We start from the raw sequence: 18,550 nt of genomic DNA, 5'->3' as shown, positions 1-18,550 counted from the left end.
TCCCCCGCCACGGAGGCCCGCCCCGAGGGTACGTCCCTGTAGCCCGCGGGGCTCTCGCGACATCCATGTCGCATGACCTCCTGAGCGCCGGTTTCGCTCGGCCTTCTGAAGGGGCGTTCCGGAGTGCGCGGATGTTTCTCTGGAAGTCCAAAAGCAAAAGGCAGAGCGGGCGCGCTTTTGCTTTTGCTTTTCGTAGGAGCGAGCTTGCTCGCGAACCCAGCAGTCACTGGGTTCCCGCGTTCGCGGGAATGACGGGGTGAGGTTAGGAGTATCAGGATAACTCCAAACTCCCCACCCACTCCGAACAGCCCCCTCTCCCTTCAGGGAGAGGGTTGGGGAGAGGGTGCTCTTGAACCCGACACCTACGGTAACCACTGTTCGCGAGCAAGCTCGCTCCTACAAAAACCCCGAGCCTGCCTTCAGAACAACCGCTCATCCTCCTCCTCGACCAACCCACCCAGCCCATCCAGCCCGGCGCGGGTGGTGGCGCGGTCTTCCAGCTTGCGCCGGGCCGCTTCGGGCAGGTCGGTGTAGCGGATCAGGCCGCGACCCACCAGCACGCCCACTAGGTCCTCGATCACCCGCACCAACTCCAGGTCCGAGCGCTGCAGGGACTGCAGGCGCGCGTCCAGGGCGCCGCTCATCCAGGCCAGCACCTCGGGGTCGTCGGCCGGGGCGCCCTGGCCGCCGGCGAAGGGTTCGCGTTCGACCCGCACCAGGCGGCCGTTCTCATCGCGCTGCACGTAGACCATCGCCGTCTCCTTCACTTGTCCTTATCGAACGCCGCCTCCAGCGCATCGTTGAGCGTGCGCAGCACCTTGACCCGGGCGAAGCGCTTGTCGTTGGCCTCCACCAGGGTCCAGGGCGCGATCTCGGTGCTGGTGCGATCCACCATGTCGCCCACCGCGTCGACGTACTGGTCCCACTTGTCGCGGTTGCGCCAGTCTTCCTCGGTGATCTTGTAGCGCTTGAAGGGAATGCTCTCGCGCTCCTTGAAGCGCTCGTACTGGGTGTCCTTGTCGATGGCCAGCCAGAACTTCACCACCACGATGCCGAACTCCACCAGTTGCTCCTCGAAGTCGTTGATCTCCGAGTAGGCGCGCAGCCAGTCGGCCGGCGGGCAGAAGCCCTCGACGCGCTCCACCAGCACCCGGCCGTACCAGGAACGGTCGAAGATGGTGAACTGCCGGCGCGCCGGCATGTGCCGCCAGAAGCGCCACAAGTAGGGCTGGGCGCGCTCCTCCTCGGTGGGCGCGGCGATGGGCACGATGTGGTACTGGCGCGGGTCCAGGGCGTCGGTGACGCGGCGGATGGCGCCGCCCTTGCCGGCGGCGTCGTTGCCCTCGAACACGGCCAGCAGCGAATGCTGGCGGAAGCGCTTGTCGCGGATCAGCGTGGCCAGGCGCGCCTGCTCCCGGGCCAGTTGCGTCTTGTACTGGTCCTTGCTCAGCGCCAGGCTCAGGTCGAGGCTGTCGAGCAGGCCGCGGTTGTCCAGGCTGGCCACCAACGGCGCGGCATGGGGCTGCCGGCGCGGCCGGTCCTTGACGTCGAGCGCCGCCTGCAGGCCTTCGAGGATGGTGCGGCCGACGGTCAGGCTGCGGTAGCGCTCGTCCGCGCCCTCGACGATGTACCAGGGCGCGTAGTCGCGGCTGGTGCGGCGCAGCACGCGCTCGCCGTAGCGCACGAACTTGTCGTAGACCTCGCTCTGCAGCCAGTCGATCTCGCTCAGTTGCCAGGAGCGCTGGGGGTCATTCTCGAGGGTCTTCAGGCGTTCCTTGAGCTGCTTCTTGGACAGGTGGAACCAGAACTTGAAGATCAGCGCGCCCTCGTCGCAGAGCATGCGCTCGAAACGCTCGGCGGCGTCGATGGCCACGTCCAGGCGGCTGCTCTTGATGTCGCCGTTGACCCGCGCATGGAGCATCTGGCTGTACCAGTTGCCGAAGAAGATCGCCGTGCGCCCCTTGGGCGGCAGGCGCCGCCAGAAGCGCCACTGCGGCGGGCGGGCGAGCTCCTCGTCGGTGGGCCAGAGGAAGCTTTCCACCTGGATCAGCCGCGGGTCCATCCACTCGTTGAGCAGCTTGACCGTCTCGCCCTTGCCGGCCCCCTCGATGCCGTTGATCAGGATGATCACCGGGAACCGCGCCTGCCGCTTGAGCTCGTACTGGGCCTCCAGCAAGGCTTCGCGCAGCTCTATGACTTCCCTTTCGTAGGTTTCCTTGTCGATGGAATGGCCGATCTCGGCGGACTCGAACATGCACTGCCTCCTGACTGCGGGTTGCATTGAAGGTAGCGGATGTGACGCAGGCTGTCTGCGCGGGGGATCGGCTAAAATGCGCGCTTCGCTTTCCTGCCGGTAGCCCCATGCCCGACCACCACAGCGCCCAGCTCGACTGGGACGAAAACGGCCAGCCCCTGTCGCGCGCCTACGGCGACGTGTACTTCTCCCGCGCCTCGGGCCTGGCGGAAACCCACCACGTGTTCCTCGACGGCAACCAGTTGCCGCGACGCTTCGCCGCACTGCCGGCGGGCGGGCGCCTGTGCATCGGCGAGACCGGCTTCGGCACCGGCCTGAACTTCCTCTGCGCCTGGCGCCAGTTCGAGGCCCTGGCCCCGGCGGATGCGCGCCTGCACTTCGTCAGCGTGGAGAAGTACCCGCTGCGCCGCGACGACCTGGCGCGCGCCCTGGCCCTGTGGGATGAACTGCGGCCCTGGAGCGAGCAGTTGCTGGCGCAGTACCACGCCATCCATCCCGGCTTCCAGCGCCTGCTGTTCGACGGTGGCCGGGTGGTGCTCACCCTGCTGGTGGGCGACGTGCTGGAAACCCTGCCGGAGCTGGAAGCGCGTATCGACGCCTGGTTCCTCGACGGCTTCTCCCCGGCGAAGAACCCGGAGATGTGGACCGAGCCGCTGTTCGCCGAACTGGCGCGGCTGGCGGCCCCCGGCGCGACGCTGGCCACCTTCACCAGCGCCGGTTTCGTCCGCCGCGGGCTGATCGCCGCCGGCTTCGCCATGCAGCGGGTCAAGGGCTTCGGGCAGAAGCGCGAGATGCTGGTGGGCGAGTTCCAGGGCCAGCCGCAGGACGCCGCCAAGCCCTGGTATGCGCGCCCGCCGGCGCCCGTGGGCGAGCGCCGCGCGCTGGTCGTCGGCGGCGGCCTGGCCGGCTGCGCCACCGCCGCCAGCCTGGCTGTGCGCGGCTGGAAGGTAAGCCTGGTGGAACGCCATGGCGAACTGGCCGCGGAGGCCTCGGGCAACCCCCAGGGCGTGCTCTACCTCAAGCTCTCGGCCCACGGCACGGCGCTGTCGCGTCTGGTGGTGGCCGGCTTCGGCCATACCCGCCGGCTGCTGGAGCGTCTGCAACGCGGCCGCGACTGGGACGCCTGCGGCGTGCTGCAACTGGCCTTCGACGAAGCCGAGGGCAAGCGCCAGGCGAAGCTGGCCGAAGCCTTCCCCGAGGACCTGCTGCAGGCGCTCTCGCGGGAACAGGCCGAAGCCACCGCCGGCATCGCCCTGCCGGCCGGCGGGCTGTTCTTCCCCGAGGCCGGCTGGGCGCATCCGCCGGCGCTGTGCCGGGCCCTGGCCGAACCCCCGAACATCGAGCTGCTGAGCGGCCACGAGGTGCGCCTGGAGCGCGACGGCGGGCAGTGGCACGCCTTCGATGGCGAACAGCGCCTGGCCTCGGCGCCGGTGGCGGTCCTGGCCACCGCCGCCGAGGTACGCGCCTTCCCCGGCGCGGCCAGCCTGCCGCTCAAACGCATCCGCGGGCAGATCAGCCGCCTGCCGGCCACCGAAGCAAGCGCGGCGCTGCGTACCGTGGTCTGCGCCGAGGGCTACGTCGCTCCGCCGCGCCTGGGCGAGCACACCCTGGGCGCCAGCTTCGACTTTCACAGCGACGACCTGCAGCCCACCGTCGCCGAACACCAGGGCAATCTGGAACTGCTGCGGGAAATCTCCCCGGACCTGCTGCAGCGCCTGGGCCCGCAGGACCCGGCAGCCCTCGAAGGCCGCGCCGCGTTCCGTTGCACAACGCCGGACTACCTGCCGCTGATCGGCCCGCTGGCCGCGCGCGAAGCCTTCGCCGAGGCCTACGCCGTACTGGCCAAGGACGCCCGCCAGGTACCCGACACGCCCTGCCCCTGGCTCGACGGCCTGTACCTGAACAGCGCCCACGGCTCCCGCGGGCTGATCAGCGCGCCGCTGTCCGGCGAACTGCTGGCGGCCTGGCTGGACGACGAGCCACTGCCCCTGCCTCGAGCCGTGGCCGAGGCTTGCCATCCCAATCGGTTCTTCCTGCGCGAGCTGGTGCGGGGGCTGAAGTCCTAGCCACACCTGGTGATGAGCCTGTCGCTGGCGGCGCCGAGGTGTTTTTCGTAGGAGCGAGCTTGCTCGCGAACAGTGGTTACCGGGGACGTAGGTGTTGGGTTCAAGAGCGCCCTCTCCCCAGCCCTCTCCCTGAAGGGAGAGGGGGCTGTCCGGAGTGGCCTGTAAGTCAGGCACCATCCTTCAACCTCGTCATTCCCGCGAACGCGGGAACCCAGTGACTGGTGGGTTCGCGAGCAAGCTCGCTCCTACGAAGAGCAAAAGCGCGTTCGCTCTTGGGATTTCCAGAGAAACCTCCGCGCGCACCGAAACGCCCCTTCAGAAGGCCGAGCGAAACCCGCGCTCAGGAGGTCATGCGACATGGATGTCGCGAGAGCCCCGCGGGCTACAGGGACGTACCCTCGGGGCGGGCCTCCGTGGCGGGGGAATTCGCGAGGGTAGCCCGACTCTGTCGGGCCCGTATGTGGGGCAAGCCTTTTTGGTTCCTTTTGTGGCGTTTGACAAAAGGGACTCGCCCGAGGGGGCGAAACCAGAGACATCCGAACACTCGGTGCGGCGCGCTACACCGAGCCCCCAAGTCACTGGGTTCCCGCGTTCGCGGGAATGACGGGGGGTGAGGTTGGGTGCAAAGTGAAGAATCAGGCTCCTACGCATCCCAACCTCCCAACCTCCCATCACTCCTCTTCCTCCTCCTCCGGCAACTCGAACAACTCCGCCGCCCGCAACAACCCCGCCAACACCGCATGCCGCTCCCACTCAGGCAACTCGGCAAAGCGCACCAACACATATTCCGGCAACAACGGCGGCGCCGACTGCAATGCGTCACGGCCAGCGTCCTCCAGCAGCAACCATTGCTTGCGCCGATCCTGCTCATCACGCCGGCGCGCCAGCAAACCACGGCTTTCCAGACGATCGAGCACCCCGGACAGCGAAGCCTGGGACAGGCTCACACGCTTGGCCAGGCGGCTGGCAGTGATCTCCCTCTCCACCAGCAACACCTGCAGGATCAGCAGTTGCAGCGGCGTCAGCCCGCCGAAGCGGCTCAGGCGCTTGGCGTGCACCTCGCTGCCCTGGTGCAGCCGCCGCAGGGCCTGGAACATGGACAACGCATAGGCATCCTCCAAGGCATTTTTTCTTTCAACCATAATCAATCTTCCATACAGAAGGCGCATGAATTCATAAAAAAATCATAGAACTACTTTCACATGAAACAGTCTTTCTGTTAACACAAAAAAAGGGCCCCGGCCTGACCCCCCATTCATCCCCAACGGAGAACCGGTAAGGAAAATGTGCGGCATAGCAGGAGAACTACGTTTCGATAACCAGCCGGCCGACCTCGCGGCGGTCGAGCGCATCACCCACCACCTCGCCCCCCGCGGACCCGACGCCTGGGGCTTCCACAGCGAAGGGCCAGTGGCCCTCGGCCACCGCCGGCTGAAGATCATGGACCTGGCCGAAGCCTCCGGCCAGCCGATGATCGACACCACCCTGGGCCTGTCCCTGGTGTTCAACGGCGCCATCTACAACTACCCCGAGCTGCGCAAGGAGCTGGAAGCCCTCGGCTACCGCTTCTTCTCCGGCGGCGACACCGAGGTGCTGCTCAAGGGCTACCACGCCTGGGGCAAGGAGCTGTTGCCCAGGCTCAACGGCATGTTCGCCTTCGCCATCTGGGAGCGCGACGCCCGCCGGCTGTTCATCGCCCGCGACCGCCTGGGCATCAAGCCGCTGTACCTGGCCCGGGACGACAAGCGTCTGCGCTTCGCCTCCAGCCTGCCGGCGCTGCTGCAGGGCGGCGGCGTCGACACCAGCCTGGACGCCGAGGCGCTCAACCTCTACCTGAACTTCCACGCCGTGGTGCCCGCCCCGCGCACCATTCTCAACGGCGTGCGCAAGCTGCCGCCGGCGACCTGGATGAGCATCGACGCCGACGGCCGCAGCGAGCAGCACTGCTGGTGGCGCCTGGAATACGGCTGCCGCGAGGACGAACGCGAACTGCGCCTGGAGGATTGGGAAGACCGCGTGCTGGACAGCCTGCGCGAGGCCGTGGCCATCCGCCAGCGCGCCGCCCGCGAGGTGGGCGTGCTGCTCTCCGGCGGCGTGGACTCCAGCCTGCTGGTCGGCCTGCTGCACGAGGCTGGGGTGGACGACCTGCTGACCTTCTCCATCGGCTTCGAGGATGCCGGCGGCGAGCGCGGCGACGAGTTCCACTACTCCGACCTCATCGCCCGCCGCTACGGCACGCGCCACCACCAGCTGCGCATCGGCGAGAACGAGGTGATCGAGCAGCTGCCGGCAGCCTTCCGCGCCATGAGCGAACCCATGGTCAGCCACGACTGCATCGCCTTCTACCTGCTCGCCCGCGAAGTGTCGAAGCACTGCAAGGTGGTGCAGAGCGGCCAGGGCGCCGACGAACTCTTCGCCGGCTACCACTGGTACCCGCCCATGGTCGACGCCGCCTCGCCGCTGCACGCCTACCGCGCGGCCTTCTTCGACCGCAGCCACGGCGAATACGAAGCCACGGTGCGCCCGGCCCTGCGCGTGGAGGACGTGGCCCAGGCCTTCGTCGCCGAGCACTTCGCCATGCCCGGCGCCAGCGACGCGGTGGACAAGGCGCTGCGCCTGGACAGCACCATCATGCTGGTGGACGACCCGGTCAAGCGCGTCGACAACATGACCATGGCCTGGGGCCTGGAGGCCCGCGTGCCGTTCCTCGACTACCGCCTGGCCGAACTCTCGGCGCGCATCCCGGCGCGCTTCAAGCTCGGCGACGGCGGCAAGCAGGTGCTCAAGGCCGCGGCGCGGCGGGTGATCCCCGCCGAGGTGATCGACCGGCCCAAGGGCTACTTCCCGGTGCCTGGCCTCAAGCACCTGCAGGGCAACACCCGCGCCTGGGTCAGCGAGCTGCTGCTGGACCCGAGCCAGGACCGCGGCCTGTTCGAGCCGGCGCAGATCGACCGCCTGCTCGGCAGCCCGCAGAACGACCTCACCCCGTTGCGCGGCTCCAAGCTCTGGCAGCTGGCCGCCCTCAACCTCTGGCTGACCGAACAGGGACTCTGACCCAGCCAGCAGCGCGGGCCACCGGCACCGTACCGGCGGCCCGCCCTCCAGGGAGCGAACCATGAAAAGCCATTTCAACCTGCCCCATCCGCACAACCAGCGCCTGCTGCGCGGCCAGGTGCCGACCTACCAGCGCCTGCAGGCGCGCTTCGCCGAGGACCACGAGCAGCCCGGTTGCGAGCCCCACAGCCTGCACTGCGGCTGGGGCCGGCTGCTGATCGGGCACACCTTCGCCGAGCCCGACGCGCTGGCCAGCGAGCTGCTCAACGAGCGCCCTGGCGAACGTGACATCGCACTCTACGTGGCAGCGCCGCAGCAGGTGCTGGCCCATGCCCCGCAGCAACTGTTCCTCGACCCCTCCGACACCCTGCGCCTGTGGTTCACCGACTACCGCCCGGCGCGCCGCTCGTTCCGCGGCTTCCGCATCCGCCGGGTGCACGGCGAGGACGACTGGGCGGCGGTCAACCGCCTGTACCTGGCCCGCGGCATGCTGCCGGTGGACGCCGAGCGGCTCACCCCGCACTACCAGGGCGGGCCCACCTACTGGCTGGCCGAGGACAGCGAGACCGGCAATGCGGTCGGCGCGGTCATGGGCCTGAACCACGCCAAGGCCTTCCACGACCCGGAAGGCGGCTCCAGCCTCTGGTGCCTGGCGGTGGACCCGCAGTGCAGCCGGCCGGGCGTCGGCGAGGCCCTGGCGCGCCACCTGATCGAACACTTCATGAGCCGCGAACTGGCCTACCTCGACCTGTCGGTGCTGCACAGCAACAAACAGGCGAAGGCGCTGTACCGCAAGCTCGGCTTCCGCGAACTGGCGACCTTCGCCATCAAGCGCAAGAACGGCATCAACCAGCCGCTGTTCCTCGGCCCCGGCCCCGAGCAGGGGCTGAACCCCTATGCCCGGATCATCGTCGACGAGGCCCATCGCCGCGGCATCGAGGTGCAGGTGCAGGACGCCGAGGCCGGCATCTTCAGCCTGACCCAGGGCGGCCGGCGCATCCGTTGCCGCGAGTCGCTGTGCGACCTGACCAGCGCGGTGAGCATGACCCTCTGCCAGGACAAGCGCCTGACCCACCGGGCGCTGGAACGCGCCGGCCTGAAGCAGCCGCAGCAGCGCCTGGCCGCCAGCGCCGCGGACAACGCCGCGTTCCTCGCCGAGCACGGCGCACTGGTCGTCAAGCCGGTGGACGCCGAGCAGGGCCAGGGCGTGGCGGTGAACCTGATGCGCGCCGAAGAGGTCGAGGCCGCCATCGAACACGCCCGCCAGTTCGACGGCCGCGTGCTGCTGGAGAGCTACCACCCCGGCCAGGACCTGCGCGTGCTGGTGATCGGCTACGAAGTGGTGGCCGCCGCGGTGCGCCACCCGGCCACGGTGATCGGCGACGGCCGCCACAGCATCCGTCAGCTGATCGAGGCGCAGAGCCGCCGGCGCCAGGCCGCCACCGGCGGCGAGAGCCGCATCCCGCTGGACGGCGAGACCGAGCGCACCCTGCAGGCCGCCGGCTTCGGCTACGACGACGTGCTGCCCGAAGGCCGCCGCCTGGCCGTGCGCGGCACCGCCAACCTGCACACCGGCGGCACCCTGGAAGACGTCACCGACAAGCTCCACCCGGCCCTGCGCGAGGCCGCCATCCGCGCCGCGCGGGCGCTGGAAATCCCGGTCACCGGGCTGGACCTGCTGGTGCCCGACGTGGAGGGCGAGGACTACGTGATCATCGAGGCCAACGAGCGCCCGGGCCTGGCCAACCACGAGCCGCAGCCCACCGCCGAACGCTTCCTCGACCTGCTCTTCCCGCTCAGCCGCGAACCCCTGGACCGCGAGGTGCCCGCATGAGCCGACTGCCGCAACCGGACCTCAACTACCTGCAGCGGGTGCTGCTGGAGATGCTCGCCATCCCCAGCCCCACCGGCTTCACCGACACCATCGTGCGCTACGTCGCCGAGCGCCTGGAGGAGATCGGCATCCCCTTCGAGATGACCCGCCGCGGGACCATCCGCGCGACCCTCGCCGGCCGCCGCAACAGCCCGGACCGCGCGGTCTCGGCGCACCTGGACACCATCGGCGCCATCGTCCGCGAGATCAAGCCCAACGGCCGCCTGGCGCTGGCCCCGGTGGGCTGCTGGTCGAGCCGCTTCGCCGAGGGCAGCCGCGTCACCGTGTTCTGCGACAACGGCGTGCTGCGCGGCAGCGTACTGCCGCTGATGGCCTCCGGGCACGCCTTCAACACCGCGGTGGACAGCCTGCCGATCAGCTGGGACCACGTCGAGCTGCGCCTGGACGCCTACACCGTGAGCCCGGCCGACAGCGCCGCGCTGGGTGTGTCCATCGGCGACTTCGTAGCCTTCGACCCGCTGCCGGAATTCACCGACAGCGGCCACATCAGCGCCCGCCACCTGGACGACAAGGCCGGCGTGGCGGCGCTGCTGGCGGCGCTCAAGGCCATCGTCGAAAGCGGCCAGGAACTGCCGATCGACTGCCACCCGCTATTCACCATCACCGAGGAGATCGGCTCCGGCGCGGCCGGCGCCCTGCCCTGGGACGTCAGCGAGTTCGTCGGCATCGACATCGCCCCGGTGGCCGAGGGGCAGAATTCCAGCGAACACGCGGTGAGCGTGGCCCTGCAGGACTCCGGCGGGCCCTACGACTACCACCTCTCGCGGCACCTGCTGCGCCTGGCCGAGCGCCACGAGGTGGCGGTGCGCCGCGATCTGTTCCGCTACTACCACAGCGACGCGCAGTCGGCGATCGAGGCCGGCCACGACATCCGCACCGCGCTGCTGGCCTTCGGCTGCGACGCCACCCACGGCTACGAGCGCACCCACATCGACAGCCTGGCCAACCTGGCGCGCCTGCTTTGCGCCTACCTGCTCAGCCCGCCGGTGTTCGACAGCGACGCCGAGCCCAAGGAAGGCGCCATCGAGCGCTTCAGCAAGCAACTGGAACACCCGGTGCACATGGAGAGCACCACCCACGTGCAACCGGTGGGCGAACTGCTGGACAACAGCAAGGACGATGAAAAGGGGCACCACTGAGGCGTTCCGCACTCGCCGGCGGGCCGGCGCGCGACTAGAATCGCCGCCAGTTCCGCCGAGTGCCCGCCCATGCTGATTCCCTACGACCTGCTCGAAGCCGATACCCTGAACAACCTGCTGGAAGACTTCGTCACCCGCGAAGGCACCGACAACGGCGACGACACGCCCCTGGCCACCCGCGTCGAACGCGCGCGCCACGCGCTCAGGCGCGGCGAGGCGGTGATCGTGTTCGATCCGGAGAGCCAGCAATGTCAGCTGATGCTCAAGGTGGAAGTGCCGAAGGAGTGGCTGGAGAGCTGAGCGATACCCATCCTACGGTGTGTGGTGGTGTAGGAGCGCGCCCTGCGCGCGATATCGCGGGCAGGGCCCGCTCCTACAGGGGTACGCCATGGCTGATGCCGCGTAGGAGCGAGCTTGCTCGCGAATGGCGCTTGCCGGGGACTTTAGGTGCTGGGCTTTGGAGCGCCCTCTCCCCAGCCCTCTCCCTGAAGGGAGAGGGGGCATTCGGTGTCTGGGGTGGTTTCTATGCCCGCCGGCAATGCTGGAGTTGCCGGCATGCACGGATAGCTCCCTCTCCCTTCAGGGAGAGGGCGGGGGGAGAGGGTTGCAAGGGTTAGCTGAGCACCAGGAGCCAGGTTCGCGAGCAAGCTCGCTCCTACGAAAAGCCAGCCTCCATCAAGGCGCCAACTTCGGCCCCAGCAGCACCACGCTCGCCCCCACGATGCACAACGCCACGCCCAGCCAGTCGCTCCACAGCGGCCGGCTCTTCTCCACATAGGCCAGCCAGAACAGCGACGCCGCCACGTAGATGCCGCCATAGGCCGCATAGGAGCGCCCGGCATAGGCCGCCTCGACGCGGGTCAGCAGCAGGGCGAAGCACAGCAGGCTGAACAGCCCGGGAATTATCCACAGGGGCGTGCGGTCCAGGCGCAGCCAGAGGAAGAAGGCGTAGCAGCCGGCGATCTCGCAGAACGCGGCCAGGAGGAACCACAGGTAGTTGAGCATCTCGCTTTCCTTGGCGGCTCAGCCGCGCAGGCCGCCTTCGCGCTCCCAGGCGCAGCGTACCCGCAGGTCGCCTTCCTGGGGGCTGTGGAAGCCGCGTTCGGATTCCCAGCGGAAGGTGTGGCAGCCGTTGAGTTCGGTTTCCAGGTGCACCACCGCGCTGGCCCAGTACAGGCGCTTGAGCAGCGCCTCGAACTGCTCCACCCACAGGTTCCACTCGTATTCGATGGCCGGGTAGCTGGCGCCGAAGTGGATCACCTGGGACTGGTACAGGCCGGCGCCTTCCTGCTCGCAGCGGCTGAACATCTCGCGGCCGAGGAACGGCCAGGCCTCGCCCATCGGCAGGCTGTCCAGCACCTTGCGGTTGGCCGCGCGGCGCAGGCGCCGCTCCATGGAGTCGCCGGGCCAGTCGCGGATGCAACCATAGACGATGGATTCGGACTGCAAGACGGTGAGACTCCCTCTGGACGACGCTGCCTTCTAGCACAGGCGCAGGCGCCACGGAAGCGCCGGGCAGCAATGTTGCGTGGCCTGGCCCGGAAAAGCAAAAGCCCCGCGATGGAGGCGGGGCTTTCACTGGGGTCCAACTTACATCGGCAGGCAGGCCGGTGAAGCAAAACTACGCTTTTGCACCGCCCTGGGCAAGCGCTGTTTTCGCTTGCACCGAAGCGGTGCGAAAACTCAGGCCAGGCTGCGCTGCTTGGCCTTCATCTTCTGCGCCATGCGCGTCATCTCGTCGTAGATCGCCTGCGGGTTCTGCTGCTTGACCTGCCAGGCCAGGCGGCCCTGCTCGTGGGGCAGGATCATGAAGCTGCCGCGCTCGACTTCCTGGTGGATGTAGTCGGCGATGTCGGCGGCGCTGATCGGCGAGCCTTCCAGCAGCTTGCCCACCTGGTTCTTCATGTCCGGGCTGGGGCCGCGGAAGGAGTCCAGCAGGTTGGTCTGGAAGAACGACGGGCAGACCACGTGGACCTTCACGTCCACCAGGCTCAGCTCGGCCAGCAGGCTTTCCGACAGGGCCACTACGCCGGCCTTGGCCACGTTGTAGTTGCTCATCGCCGGGCCCTGCATCAGCGCGGCCATGGAGGCGATGTTGACGATGCGCCCCTTGCTGCGCTCCAGCAGCGGCAGGAAGGCCTTGCAGCCCTTGACCACGCCCATCAGGTTGATGGAGATCTGCCAGTCCCAGTCTTCCAGCGACAGCTCCTCGAAGAAGCCGCCGGAGGCCACGCCGGCATTGTTGACGATGACGTCGATGCCGCCGAGCTTCTCGTCGCAGGCCTGGGCCAGCGCCGTCAGCTGGCTGTAGTCGCGCACGTCGCAGCGCTGGGTGAAGCCGTCGCCGCCGGCCTCGCGCACCAGGCGCAGGGTTTCGGCCAGGCCGTCGTCGTTGATGTCGGCCAGGGCCAGGCGCCAGCCTTCGCGGGCCCAGCGCAGGGCGATTTCGCGGCCCAGGCCGGAACCGGCGCCGGTGATCATCATGCGGTTTTGCATAGGGGGGTTGCCTTGTCTTGTCCGGGGAATTGTCCGGCAGTGTAGCCAAGGCCCCGCCCGCGCTGCGCTTTAATCAGGCTGCTGAATGGCGCCGGCAAACCGGCGCCACAGCCAGGTAAGGCGCGGCCTTCAGAACAATGGAAGCAGCAGACAGGAAAGCTTCCCGAGAACCAGTGCGACGCCCGCGAAGATCAGCACGAAGGCCGCGCAATTGACCTTCTCGCGGCGCAGGCCGGCGAACGAATGCACGCGGTAGCGCAACAGGAAGAAGCCCAGCGCCAGCAGCAGGGCCGGGGCGAAATAGACGAACTGCCAGTAGCGTTGCGGATCGCTCTCCCGCGCCAACCAGTCCGCCGCCGGCAGCGCCACCAGGCCACTGAGCAACTGGCCGAGCAGCCACAGGCTGCCCAGGGCGACCAGTACGACTCCGAGCATTCCCTTTCCCCCGTCCTGCAAAAGGCCATCATGGTAGGGCGTGGGCGGACGGCGGGCTGTGTCCTGGATCACTTTGCGCACCTTGCGCCGGCGGCGGACCGCGAAGGGTTCACGCTATACGTAGCCCAGCAGGAGCATGACCAGCAGCACCACCAGGACCACGCCGAGGATCCCCGAGGGCCCGTAGCCCCAGCTGCGCGAATAGGGATACACCGGCAGGCCGCCGATGAGCAGAAGGATGAGGATGACCAGCAGAATGGTTCCCATGGAGCGCCTCCCGTAGGCAGTCGGACGGCACGCCAGCATTGCCGGCCCGCGTCCGCGGAACGGGCAGCGCACGGGCTGCCCACCTGCTATTGGGACTGGCGTCGCAACGCCGGGATTCAGTTTTTCTGCGCCGCGGGCTCAGTGCTGCAGGTCGGGCAGCGAGCCCTTGCGCAGGCGCAGGAACATCAGCGCCACGCTGCGCGCATCGCCCAGCGCGGTGTGGCGGCCTTCCACGGGAATGCCGAGGGTGCGCGCCAGGGTGTCGAAGCGCAGGTCCAGGTGCAGGTCCGGGTAGCGCCGCGCCATCTTGCGCTGGTACAGCGCGGAAACCTCGATGCGCGGGTTGCCCAGGGCCTCGCCCAGGCGCTCGCGCAGGTGGCGGCGCAGCACGGCGACGTCGAACGACAGGTAGTAGCCCAGCAGCGGGCGGTCGCCGATGAAGGCCAGGGTCCGGCGCAGCGCCTCTTCCAGCGGCAGTTGGCCTTCGAGGTCGGCGCGGCGCAGCTTGTGGATGCGGATCGACTCGCCGTCGAGGCTGGCCGGCGGCTCCACCAACAGCTCCAGGCGCTCGCCGAGCACCAGCTTGCCGCGGCGGATGAGCACCGCGCCTATGCTGAGGATGTCCGCCTTGCGCGGGTCGAGGCTGGTGGTCTCCAGGTCCAGGGAGACGATCTCCTCGGCCTCCTCCGGGGCGTGCAGGCACCAGTACAGCCGGCGGCGCCAGCCGGACCAGTGGTGGTCGGGAATCTTCACCAGGGCATTCATCGGCTCTCCAGGTGGAACTGCCGTTCCAGGCTCTGCTTGAACTTCTTCACCGCATGCAGTCCGAAGCGCAGCATATCGCGCTCGTGGCGACTCAGGCGGGCGACGTCCAGGCCCTGCTGGCGGCCATCGCGCTCGCCGGCCAGTTGCTGGGTCAGGCGCAGCTGCAGGAACAGCTCGAAGGCTTCGGCAAGGTTCTCCGCCAGGCCCTCGTCGAGCACCCCGCGCGCCTTCAGCGCGTCCAGCCGGGCCAGGCTGCCGCGCGCCTCCAGCCCTTCGCGCAGGGCCAGCACGCGGCAGCCGTGGACGATGGGGAAGATGCCGCCGCGCTTGATGTCCAGGTGTTCCTCGCGGGTCTTCAGTTGGCCGAGGAAGGTCAGCGGGGTGTCGAACTGCAGGGCCGCCACGGCGATGTCCGCCAGCCAGCGCTCGCCGTCCGCGGCGAAGCCCAGCAGGCCCTGGCGCAGGCCGTCGAACAGTTGGCGGTTGCCGGCCACCGGCCAGGCGTCGATGAGGATCGACAGGCGCAGCAGCTGTTCCGGGCGCCCTTCCAGGGCCGTGGTGTTCAGCTCGCGCTGCCAGGCGGCCAGCGGCTTGCACCACTGCGCGTGGCTGGCCATGACGCCGCCGGGGCACGGCGGATAGCCGCAGGCCAGCAGCGCATCGCTGAAGCGCTGCATCAGCGCCAGGGCCTGTTCCTGGGGGAAATCGTCGGCGAGGATCAGGGCGTTGTCCTGGTCGGTCTTGAGCAGTTGCTCGCCGCGGCCTTCGCTGCCCATCACCACCAGGCAGCAGCGGCTGCGCAGCGGCGCCGGTATCAAGAGTTCGAAGAGGCGTTCGAGCAATTGCTCGTTGAGCGCGCCGACCAGCTGCATGATGAAGCGCAGGCGGATGCCGTTGCCGGCCAGGGTGGCGATCAGGGTGTGCAGGGTCTCGGCGGCGCCGCGCAGCTCCTCCTCGGTCTCGGCGCGGGCGATGCGCAGCGCCAGGACGTGGGAGTGGGTGGAGAACAGGCTGAGCACCTGGGTCAGGTGCAGCAGGCCGACCACTTCGCCGTCCTCGTGCACCGCGACGCGCTCGATGCGCAGGCGCGTCATGAGGATCATGGCGTCGAACAGGAAGTCGCCCAGCTCGATGCTGGCCAGCGGGCCGTGGGCGAGCGGGCCGATGGCTTCGTCCTCGGCGCGGCCGTCGCGGAAATGCGCGCGCATCAGGTCGGTGCGGGTGACGATGCCCAGTTCGCCGCCGCTGCGCACCAGCAGGGCATCGGCGCCATGGCTGAGTTGCAGGCGCGCGGCGTCGCCCAGGGGCAGCCCGGCGTCCACTTCGATGGCCGGCAGCAGGTGTTCGCGGGCGATGCGGGTGAGGATGAATTCGGCCAGGTTCTGCCCGTCGCGCCGCGCCAATTGGCGCTTGGCCGCGAGGTCGGCCTGGAAGAAGCGGGCGAAGCCGGGGTTGTCGCCGCACAGCTGGTGGAAGGTGCTGGCCGGCAGTTCGTAGAGGATGCTCTCCTCCACCGCGCGGTAGTCGTGCTTGCTGCTGCCGGAGAACAGCCCGCGGATGTCGAACAGGTCGTCACCGGCGTACTGGGCGAACAGCCGGCCATCTTCGCCGCGCTCCTCGACCACGCCCTTGAGCACGATGAACAGGCAGGGCACCGCGGCGCCGGCTTCGAGCACGGTCTCGCCACTGGTGTAGTAGGCGACGCTCAGGGCCTCGGCGAAGGCCTGGCGCTCGCTCACGCGCAGCTGATCGAACGGCGGCGCGGAGAAGTTGAAGCTCTCGGGCATCGCGAGCCCCTTGTGGCAGTGCGTAAAAGGCGAAGCCGGAGGCGAGCCTCCGGCTTCGTCAAGTCAGCCGCGAGGCATCAGTGGGCTACTGCGCCACTGGCGCCCAGGCCGGTCTGCGAGCGGATGAACTGCGGGAAGAAGCGTGCGCGCTCCTCGTCCGCCGCCGCCGACTTGTCGGTGATGGAGAAGAACCAGATGCCGATGAAGGCCACGGCCATGGAGAACAGCGCCGGGTATTCGAACGGGTAGATGGCTTTCTCGTGGCCGAGGATCTGCACCCAGATGGTCGGGCCGAGGATCATCAGCACCACCGCGGTGATCAGGCCCAGCCAGCCGCCGATCATGGCGCCGCGGGTGGTCAGCTTCTTCCAGTACATCGAGAGCAGCAGCACCGGGAAGTTGCAGCTGGCGGCGATGGAGAAGGCCAGGCCGACCATGAAGGCGATGTTCTGCTTCTCGAACAGGATGCCGAGGATGATCGCGACCACGCCCAGGGCGACGGTGGTGATCTTCGACACGCGCAGCTCGTCCTTCTCGTTGGCCTTGCCGCCCTTGAGCACGCTGGCGTACAGGTCGTGGGACACCGCCGAGGCACCGGCCAGGGTCAGGCCGGCGACCACCGCGAGGATGGTGGCGAAGGCCACCGCGGAGATGAAGCCGAGGAACAGGCTGCCGCCCACGGCGTCGGCCAGGTGCACGGCGGCCATGTTGTTGCCGCCGATCAGGGCGCCGGCGGCGTCCTTGAAGGCCGGGTTGGTGCTCACCAGCACGATGGCGCCGAAGCCGATGATGAAGGTCAGGATGTAGAAGTAGCCGATGAAGCCGGTGGCGAAGAACACCGACTTGCGGGCTTCCTTGGCGTCACTGACGGTGAAGAAGCGCATCAGGATGTGCGGCAGGCCGGCGGTGCCGAACATCAGCGCGAAGCCCAGGGAGAAGGCCGAGATCGGGTCCTTCACCAGGCCGCCGGGGCTCATGATGGCCTCGCCTTTGGGGTGCACCTTGATGGCTTCGGAGAACAGCGCGCTGATGTCGAAGTTGACGTGCTTGAGCACCATGATCGCCATGAAGGAGGCGCCGCACAGCAGCAGCACGGCCTTGATGATCTGTACCCAGGTGGTGGCCAGCATGCCGCCGAACAGCACGTAGAGCACCATCAGGATGCCGACCATGACCACGGCGACGTGGTAGTTCAAGCCGAACAGCAGTTCGATCAGCTTGCCGGCGCCGACCATCTGCGCGATCAGGTAGAAGGCCACCACCACCAGCGAGCCGCAGGCGGACAGGGTGCGGATGTCCTTCTGCTTGAGGCGGTAGGAGGCCACGTCGGCGAAGGTGTACTTGCCGAGGTTGCGCAGGCGCTCGGCGATCAGGAAGAGGATGATCGGCCAGCCCACGAGAAAGCCGATGGAGTAGATCAGGCCGTCGTAGCCGGAGGTGAACACCAGCGCGGAAATCCCCAGGAAGGACGCGGCGGACATGTAGTCGCCGGCGATCGCCAGGCCGTTCTGGAAGCCGGTGATGCTGCCGCCTGCGGTGTAGAAGTCGGCGGCCGACTTGCTGCGCTTGGAGGCCCAGTAGGTGATGCACAGGGTGAGGCCGACGAAGGCGACGAACATGATGATCGCCGAGACGTTGATCGGCTGGCGCTGCACGTCGCCGGTCAGGGCGTCGGCCCAGAGGGCGGGGGCGAAGGCGGCCAGGCCGAGGGCCGCGAACAGGCGGGCGATCATTGCTGGACCTCCTTGAGGACTTCCTGGTTCAGGCGGTCGAACTCGCCATTGGCGCGGCGCACGTAGATGCCGGTGAGGACGAAGGCGGACAGAATCAGCCCGACGCCGATGGGAATGCCCCAGGTCACCGAGGAATCGGGGCTCACCTTGGTGCCCAGCACTTGCGGTTCGAATGCGATCAGCAGGATGAAGGCCACGTACAGGCCCAGCATGATCAGTGAGAGCAGCCAGGCGAATCGCTCGCGTTTGGCCACCAGTTCCTTGAAGCGCGGATTGGTATCAATCCGCTGGTAGATGCTGTCGTTCATTTTGTTCTTGTCCTCACAGCGGGGGATGACGCGGATGTCGTCGATCCCCACTTTAGGACTCTGGTGCAAGGCCTCCAGACGACTTTAGTCGTAGCGGGCTGGGAGGTGCTGGCTAGAGCCTTCGGCGTGGGAGTGGCGGAGTCTTGGTGGGGATGTCTGTAGGAGCGGGCTTGCTCGCGAATGGGGTTTGTCGGTGGCTGCGGTGTTGGGGTTAAGAGCGCCCTCTCCCCAACCCTCTCCCTGAAGGGAGAGGGGGCTGTTTGTGGTGGTTCAATTTCCTCGGACACCTCGATAGGTGGAAAATCCACTGAATAGAGGAGTCATTCATGAGCCGTAAACGCAGAGCATTCGA

At 68.1% G+C, this 18,550-nt stretch carries 17 protein-coding genes; 5 read left to right on the top strand and 12 right to left on the bottom strand.

What is annotated here, in order from left to right:
- Window positions 1-419: 419 nt before the first annotated feature.
- Both BM060_RS31625 and pap read right to left on the bottom strand, forming a co-directional pair.
- Window positions 420-752 carry a tryptophan synthase subunit beta gene (locus BM060_RS31625; protein WP_074986454.1) on the bottom strand — a complete coding sequence of 111 codons (333 nt, stop codon included), beginning with the start codon at window positions 750-752 and terminating at the stop codon, window positions 420-422.
- 11 nt (window positions 753-763) lie between these two features.
- Window positions 764-2,254: a polyphosphate:AMP phosphotransferase gene (gene pap, locus BM060_RS31620; RefSeq protein ID WP_074986452.1), complete on the bottom strand. Its 1,491-nt coding sequence runs from the start codon at window positions 2,252-2,254 to the stop codon at window positions 764-766.
- A gap of 107 nt (window positions 2,255-2,361) precedes the next feature.
- Here pap and mnmC point away from each other — a divergent pair, with 107 nt between their 5' ends.
- Entirely contained in the window at window positions 2,362-4,320 is a 1,959-nt protein-coding gene (mnmC, locus tag BM060_RS31615) for a bifunctional tRNA (5-methylaminomethyl-2-thiouridine)(34)-methyltransferase MnmC2/FAD-dependent 5-carboxymethylaminomethyl-2-thiouridine(34) oxidoreductase MnmC1 (RefSeq protein ID WP_074986450.1), read from the top strand.
- A 671-nt stretch (window positions 4,321-4,991) separates the two neighbouring features.
- Here the strand turns inward: mnmC and BM060_RS31610 are convergent.
- A complete protein-coding gene (locus BM060_RS31610; protein WP_074986448.1) occupies window positions 4,992-5,462 on the bottom strand; it encodes a MarR family winged helix-turn-helix transcriptional regulator in 471 nt (156 codons plus the stop codon).
- A gap of 142 nt (window positions 5,463-5,604) precedes the next feature.
- On the opposite strand from BM060_RS31610, the gene BM060_RS31605 reads away from it, so the two are divergent.
- The 4 genes from BM060_RS31605 to BM060_RS31590 all read left to right on the top strand — a co-directional run bounded on the left by BM060_RS31605 (window position 5,605) and on the right by BM060_RS31590 (window position 10,707).
- Window positions 5,605-7,374 (top strand): N-acetylglutaminylglutamine amidotransferase, encoded by a 1,770-nt coding sequence (locus BM060_RS31605; protein ID WP_074986447.1) that lies wholly within the window; start codon window positions 5,605-5,607, stop codon window positions 7,372-7,374.
- Window positions 7,375-7,435: 61 nt separating this feature from the next.
- Window positions 7,436-9,208, top strand: coding sequence for an N-acetylglutaminylglutamine synthetase (ngg, locus tag BM060_RS31600; RefSeq protein ID WP_074986445.1), 1,773 nt, complete (start codon window positions 7,436-7,438; stop codon window positions 9,206-9,208).
- Entirely contained in the window at window positions 9,205-10,407 is a 1,203-nt protein-coding gene (locus BM060_RS31595) for an osmoprotectant NAGGN system M42 family peptidase (protein ID WP_074986443.1), read from the top strand. The genes ngg and BM060_RS31595 overlap by 4 nt, the downstream gene beginning before the upstream one ends.
- Window positions 10,408-10,476: 69 nt before the next feature.
- Complete coding sequence (locus BM060_RS31590) at window positions 10,477-10,707, top strand: YheU family protein (RefSeq protein ID WP_074986441.1); 231 nt, start codon at window positions 10,477-10,479, stop codon at window positions 10,705-10,707.
- 375 nt (window positions 10,708-11,082) lie between these two features.
- Here the strand turns inward: BM060_RS31590 and BM060_RS31585 are convergent, their stop codons facing one another.
- The 9 genes from BM060_RS31585 to BM060_RS31545 all read right to left on the bottom strand — a co-directional run bounded on the left by BM060_RS31585 (window position 11,083) and on the right by BM060_RS31545 (window position 18,198).
- On the bottom strand, window positions 11,083-11,412 hold the full coding sequence (locus BM060_RS31585) for a YnfA family protein (RefSeq protein ID WP_009620480.1): 330 nt from the start codon (window positions 11,410-11,412) through the stop codon (window positions 11,083-11,085).
- 18 nt (window positions 11,413-11,430) lie between these two features.
- On the bottom strand, window positions 11,431-11,856 hold the full coding sequence (locus BM060_RS31580) for a hypothetical protein (protein WP_009620481.1): 426 nt from the start codon (window positions 11,854-11,856) through the stop codon (window positions 11,431-11,433).
- 234 nt (window positions 11,857-12,090) lie between these two features.
- Window positions 12,091-12,903: an SDR family oxidoreductase gene (locus BM060_RS31575; protein WP_074986438.1), complete on the bottom strand. Its 813-nt coding sequence runs from the start codon at window positions 12,901-12,903 to the stop codon at window positions 12,091-12,093.
- Window positions 12,904-13,032: 129 nt separating this feature from the next.
- The gene (locus BM060_RS31570; protein ID WP_009620483.1) at window positions 13,033-13,338 is read right to left on the bottom strand and encodes a hypothetical protein; all 306 of its coding nucleotides are present in this window, start codon (window positions 13,336-13,338) and stop codon (window positions 13,033-13,035) included.
- Between the two features lie 114 nt (window positions 13,339-13,452).
- The gene (locus BM060_RS31565; RefSeq protein ID WP_009620484.1) at window positions 13,453-13,605 is read right to left on the bottom strand and encodes a DUF3309 family protein; all 153 of its coding nucleotides are present in this window, start codon (window positions 13,603-13,605) and stop codon (window positions 13,453-13,455) included.
- Between the two features lie 138 nt (window positions 13,606-13,743).
- Window positions 13,744-14,370, bottom strand: coding sequence for a 3'-5' exonuclease (locus tag BM060_RS31560; RefSeq protein ID WP_058488867.1), 627 nt, complete (start codon window positions 14,368-14,370; stop codon window positions 13,744-13,746).
- Window positions 14,367-16,157, bottom strand: coding sequence for a DUF294 nucleotidyltransferase-like domain-containing protein (locus tag BM060_RS31555; protein ID WP_074986436.1), 1,791 nt, complete (start codon window positions 16,155-16,157; stop codon window positions 14,367-14,369). Before BM060_RS31555 ends, BM060_RS31560 begins: the two co-directional genes overlap by 4 nt.
- A gap of 77 nt (window positions 16,158-16,234) precedes the next feature.
- Window positions 16,235-17,890: a cation acetate symporter gene (locus tag BM060_RS31550; RefSeq protein WP_074986434.1), complete on the bottom strand. Its 1,656-nt coding sequence runs from the start codon at window positions 17,888-17,890 to the stop codon at window positions 16,235-16,237.
- Window positions 17,887-18,198 (bottom strand): DUF485 domain-containing protein, encoded by a 312-nt coding sequence (locus BM060_RS31545; RefSeq protein ID WP_074986456.1) that lies wholly within the window; start codon window positions 18,196-18,198, stop codon window positions 17,887-17,889. Before BM060_RS31545 ends, BM060_RS31550 begins: the two co-directional genes overlap by 4 nt.
- Window positions 18,199-18,550: the final 352 nt, after the last annotated feature.

Origin of the sequence: Pseudomonas citronellolis (assembly GCF_900112375.1) — a bacterium.
Classification (GTDB): Bacteria; Pseudomonadota; Gammaproteobacteria; order Pseudomonadales; family Pseudomonadaceae; genus Pseudomonas; species Pseudomonas citronellolis.
Note: the sequence above shows the minus strand (reverse complement) of the source record. Positions and strands in the feature narration are given on the sequence as shown.

Bases quoted from the DNA above. Each gene is read 5' to 3' on its own strand.
- BM060_RS31585 (WP_009620480.1), bottom strand. From the start codon at position 11,412: ATGCTCAACTACCTGTGGTTCCTCCTGGCCGCGTTCTGCGAGATCGCC.
- pap (WP_074986452.1), bottom strand. From the start codon at position 2,254: ATGTTCGAGTCCGCCGAGATCGGCCATTCCATCGACAAGGAAACCTAC.
- BM060_RS31605 (WP_074986447.1), top strand. From the start codon at position 5,605: ATGTGCGGCATAGCAGGAGAACTACGTTTCGATAACCAGCCGGCCGAC.
- BM060_RS31545 (WP_074986456.1), bottom strand. From the start codon at position 18,198: ATGAACGACAGCATCTACCAGCGGATTGATACCAATCCGCGCTTCAAG.
- BM060_RS31560 (WP_058488867.1), bottom strand. From the start codon at position 14,370: ATGAATGCCCTGGTGAAGATTCCCGACCACCACTGGTCCGGCTGGCGC.
- BM060_RS31595 (WP_074986443.1), top strand. From the start codon at position 9,205: ATGAGCCGACTGCCGCAACCGGACCTCAACTACCTGCAGCGGGTGCTG.
- BM060_RS31555 (WP_074986436.1), bottom strand. From the start codon at position 16,157: ATGCCCGAGAGCTTCAACTTCTCCGCGCCGCCGTTCGATCAGCTGCGC.
- ngg (WP_074986445.1), top strand. From the start codon at position 7,436: ATGAAAAGCCATTTCAACCTGCCCCATCCGCACAACCAGCGCCTGCTG.
- BM060_RS31590 (WP_074986441.1), top strand. From the start codon at position 10,477: ATGCTGATTCCCTACGACCTGCTCGAAGCCGATACCCTGAACAACCTG.
- BM060_RS31625 (WP_074986454.1), bottom strand. From the start codon at position 752: ATGGTCTACGTGCAGCGCGATGAGAACGGCCGCCTGGTGCGGGTCGAA.
- BM060_RS31570 (WP_009620483.1), bottom strand. From the start codon at position 13,338: ATGCTCGGAGTCGTACTGGTCGCCCTGGGCAGCCTGTGGCTGCTCGGC.
- BM060_RS31610 (WP_074986448.1), bottom strand. From the start codon at position 5,462: ATGGTTGAAAGAAAAAATGCCTTGGAGGATGCCTATGCGTTGTCCATG.
- BM060_RS31550 (WP_074986434.1), bottom strand. From the start codon at position 17,890: ATGATCGCCCGCCTGTTCGCGGCCCTCGGCCTGGCCGCCTTCGCCCCC.
- mnmC (WP_074986450.1), top strand. From the start codon at position 2,362: ATGCCCGACCACCACAGCGCCCAGCTCGACTGGGACGAAAACGGCCAG.
- BM060_RS31575 (WP_074986438.1), bottom strand. From the start codon at position 12,903: ATGCAAAACCGCATGATGATCACCGGCGCCGGTTCCGGCCTGGGCCGC.
- BM060_RS31565 (WP_009620484.1), bottom strand. From the start codon at position 13,605: ATGGGAACCATTCTGCTGGTCATCCTCATCCTTCTGCTCATCGGCGGC.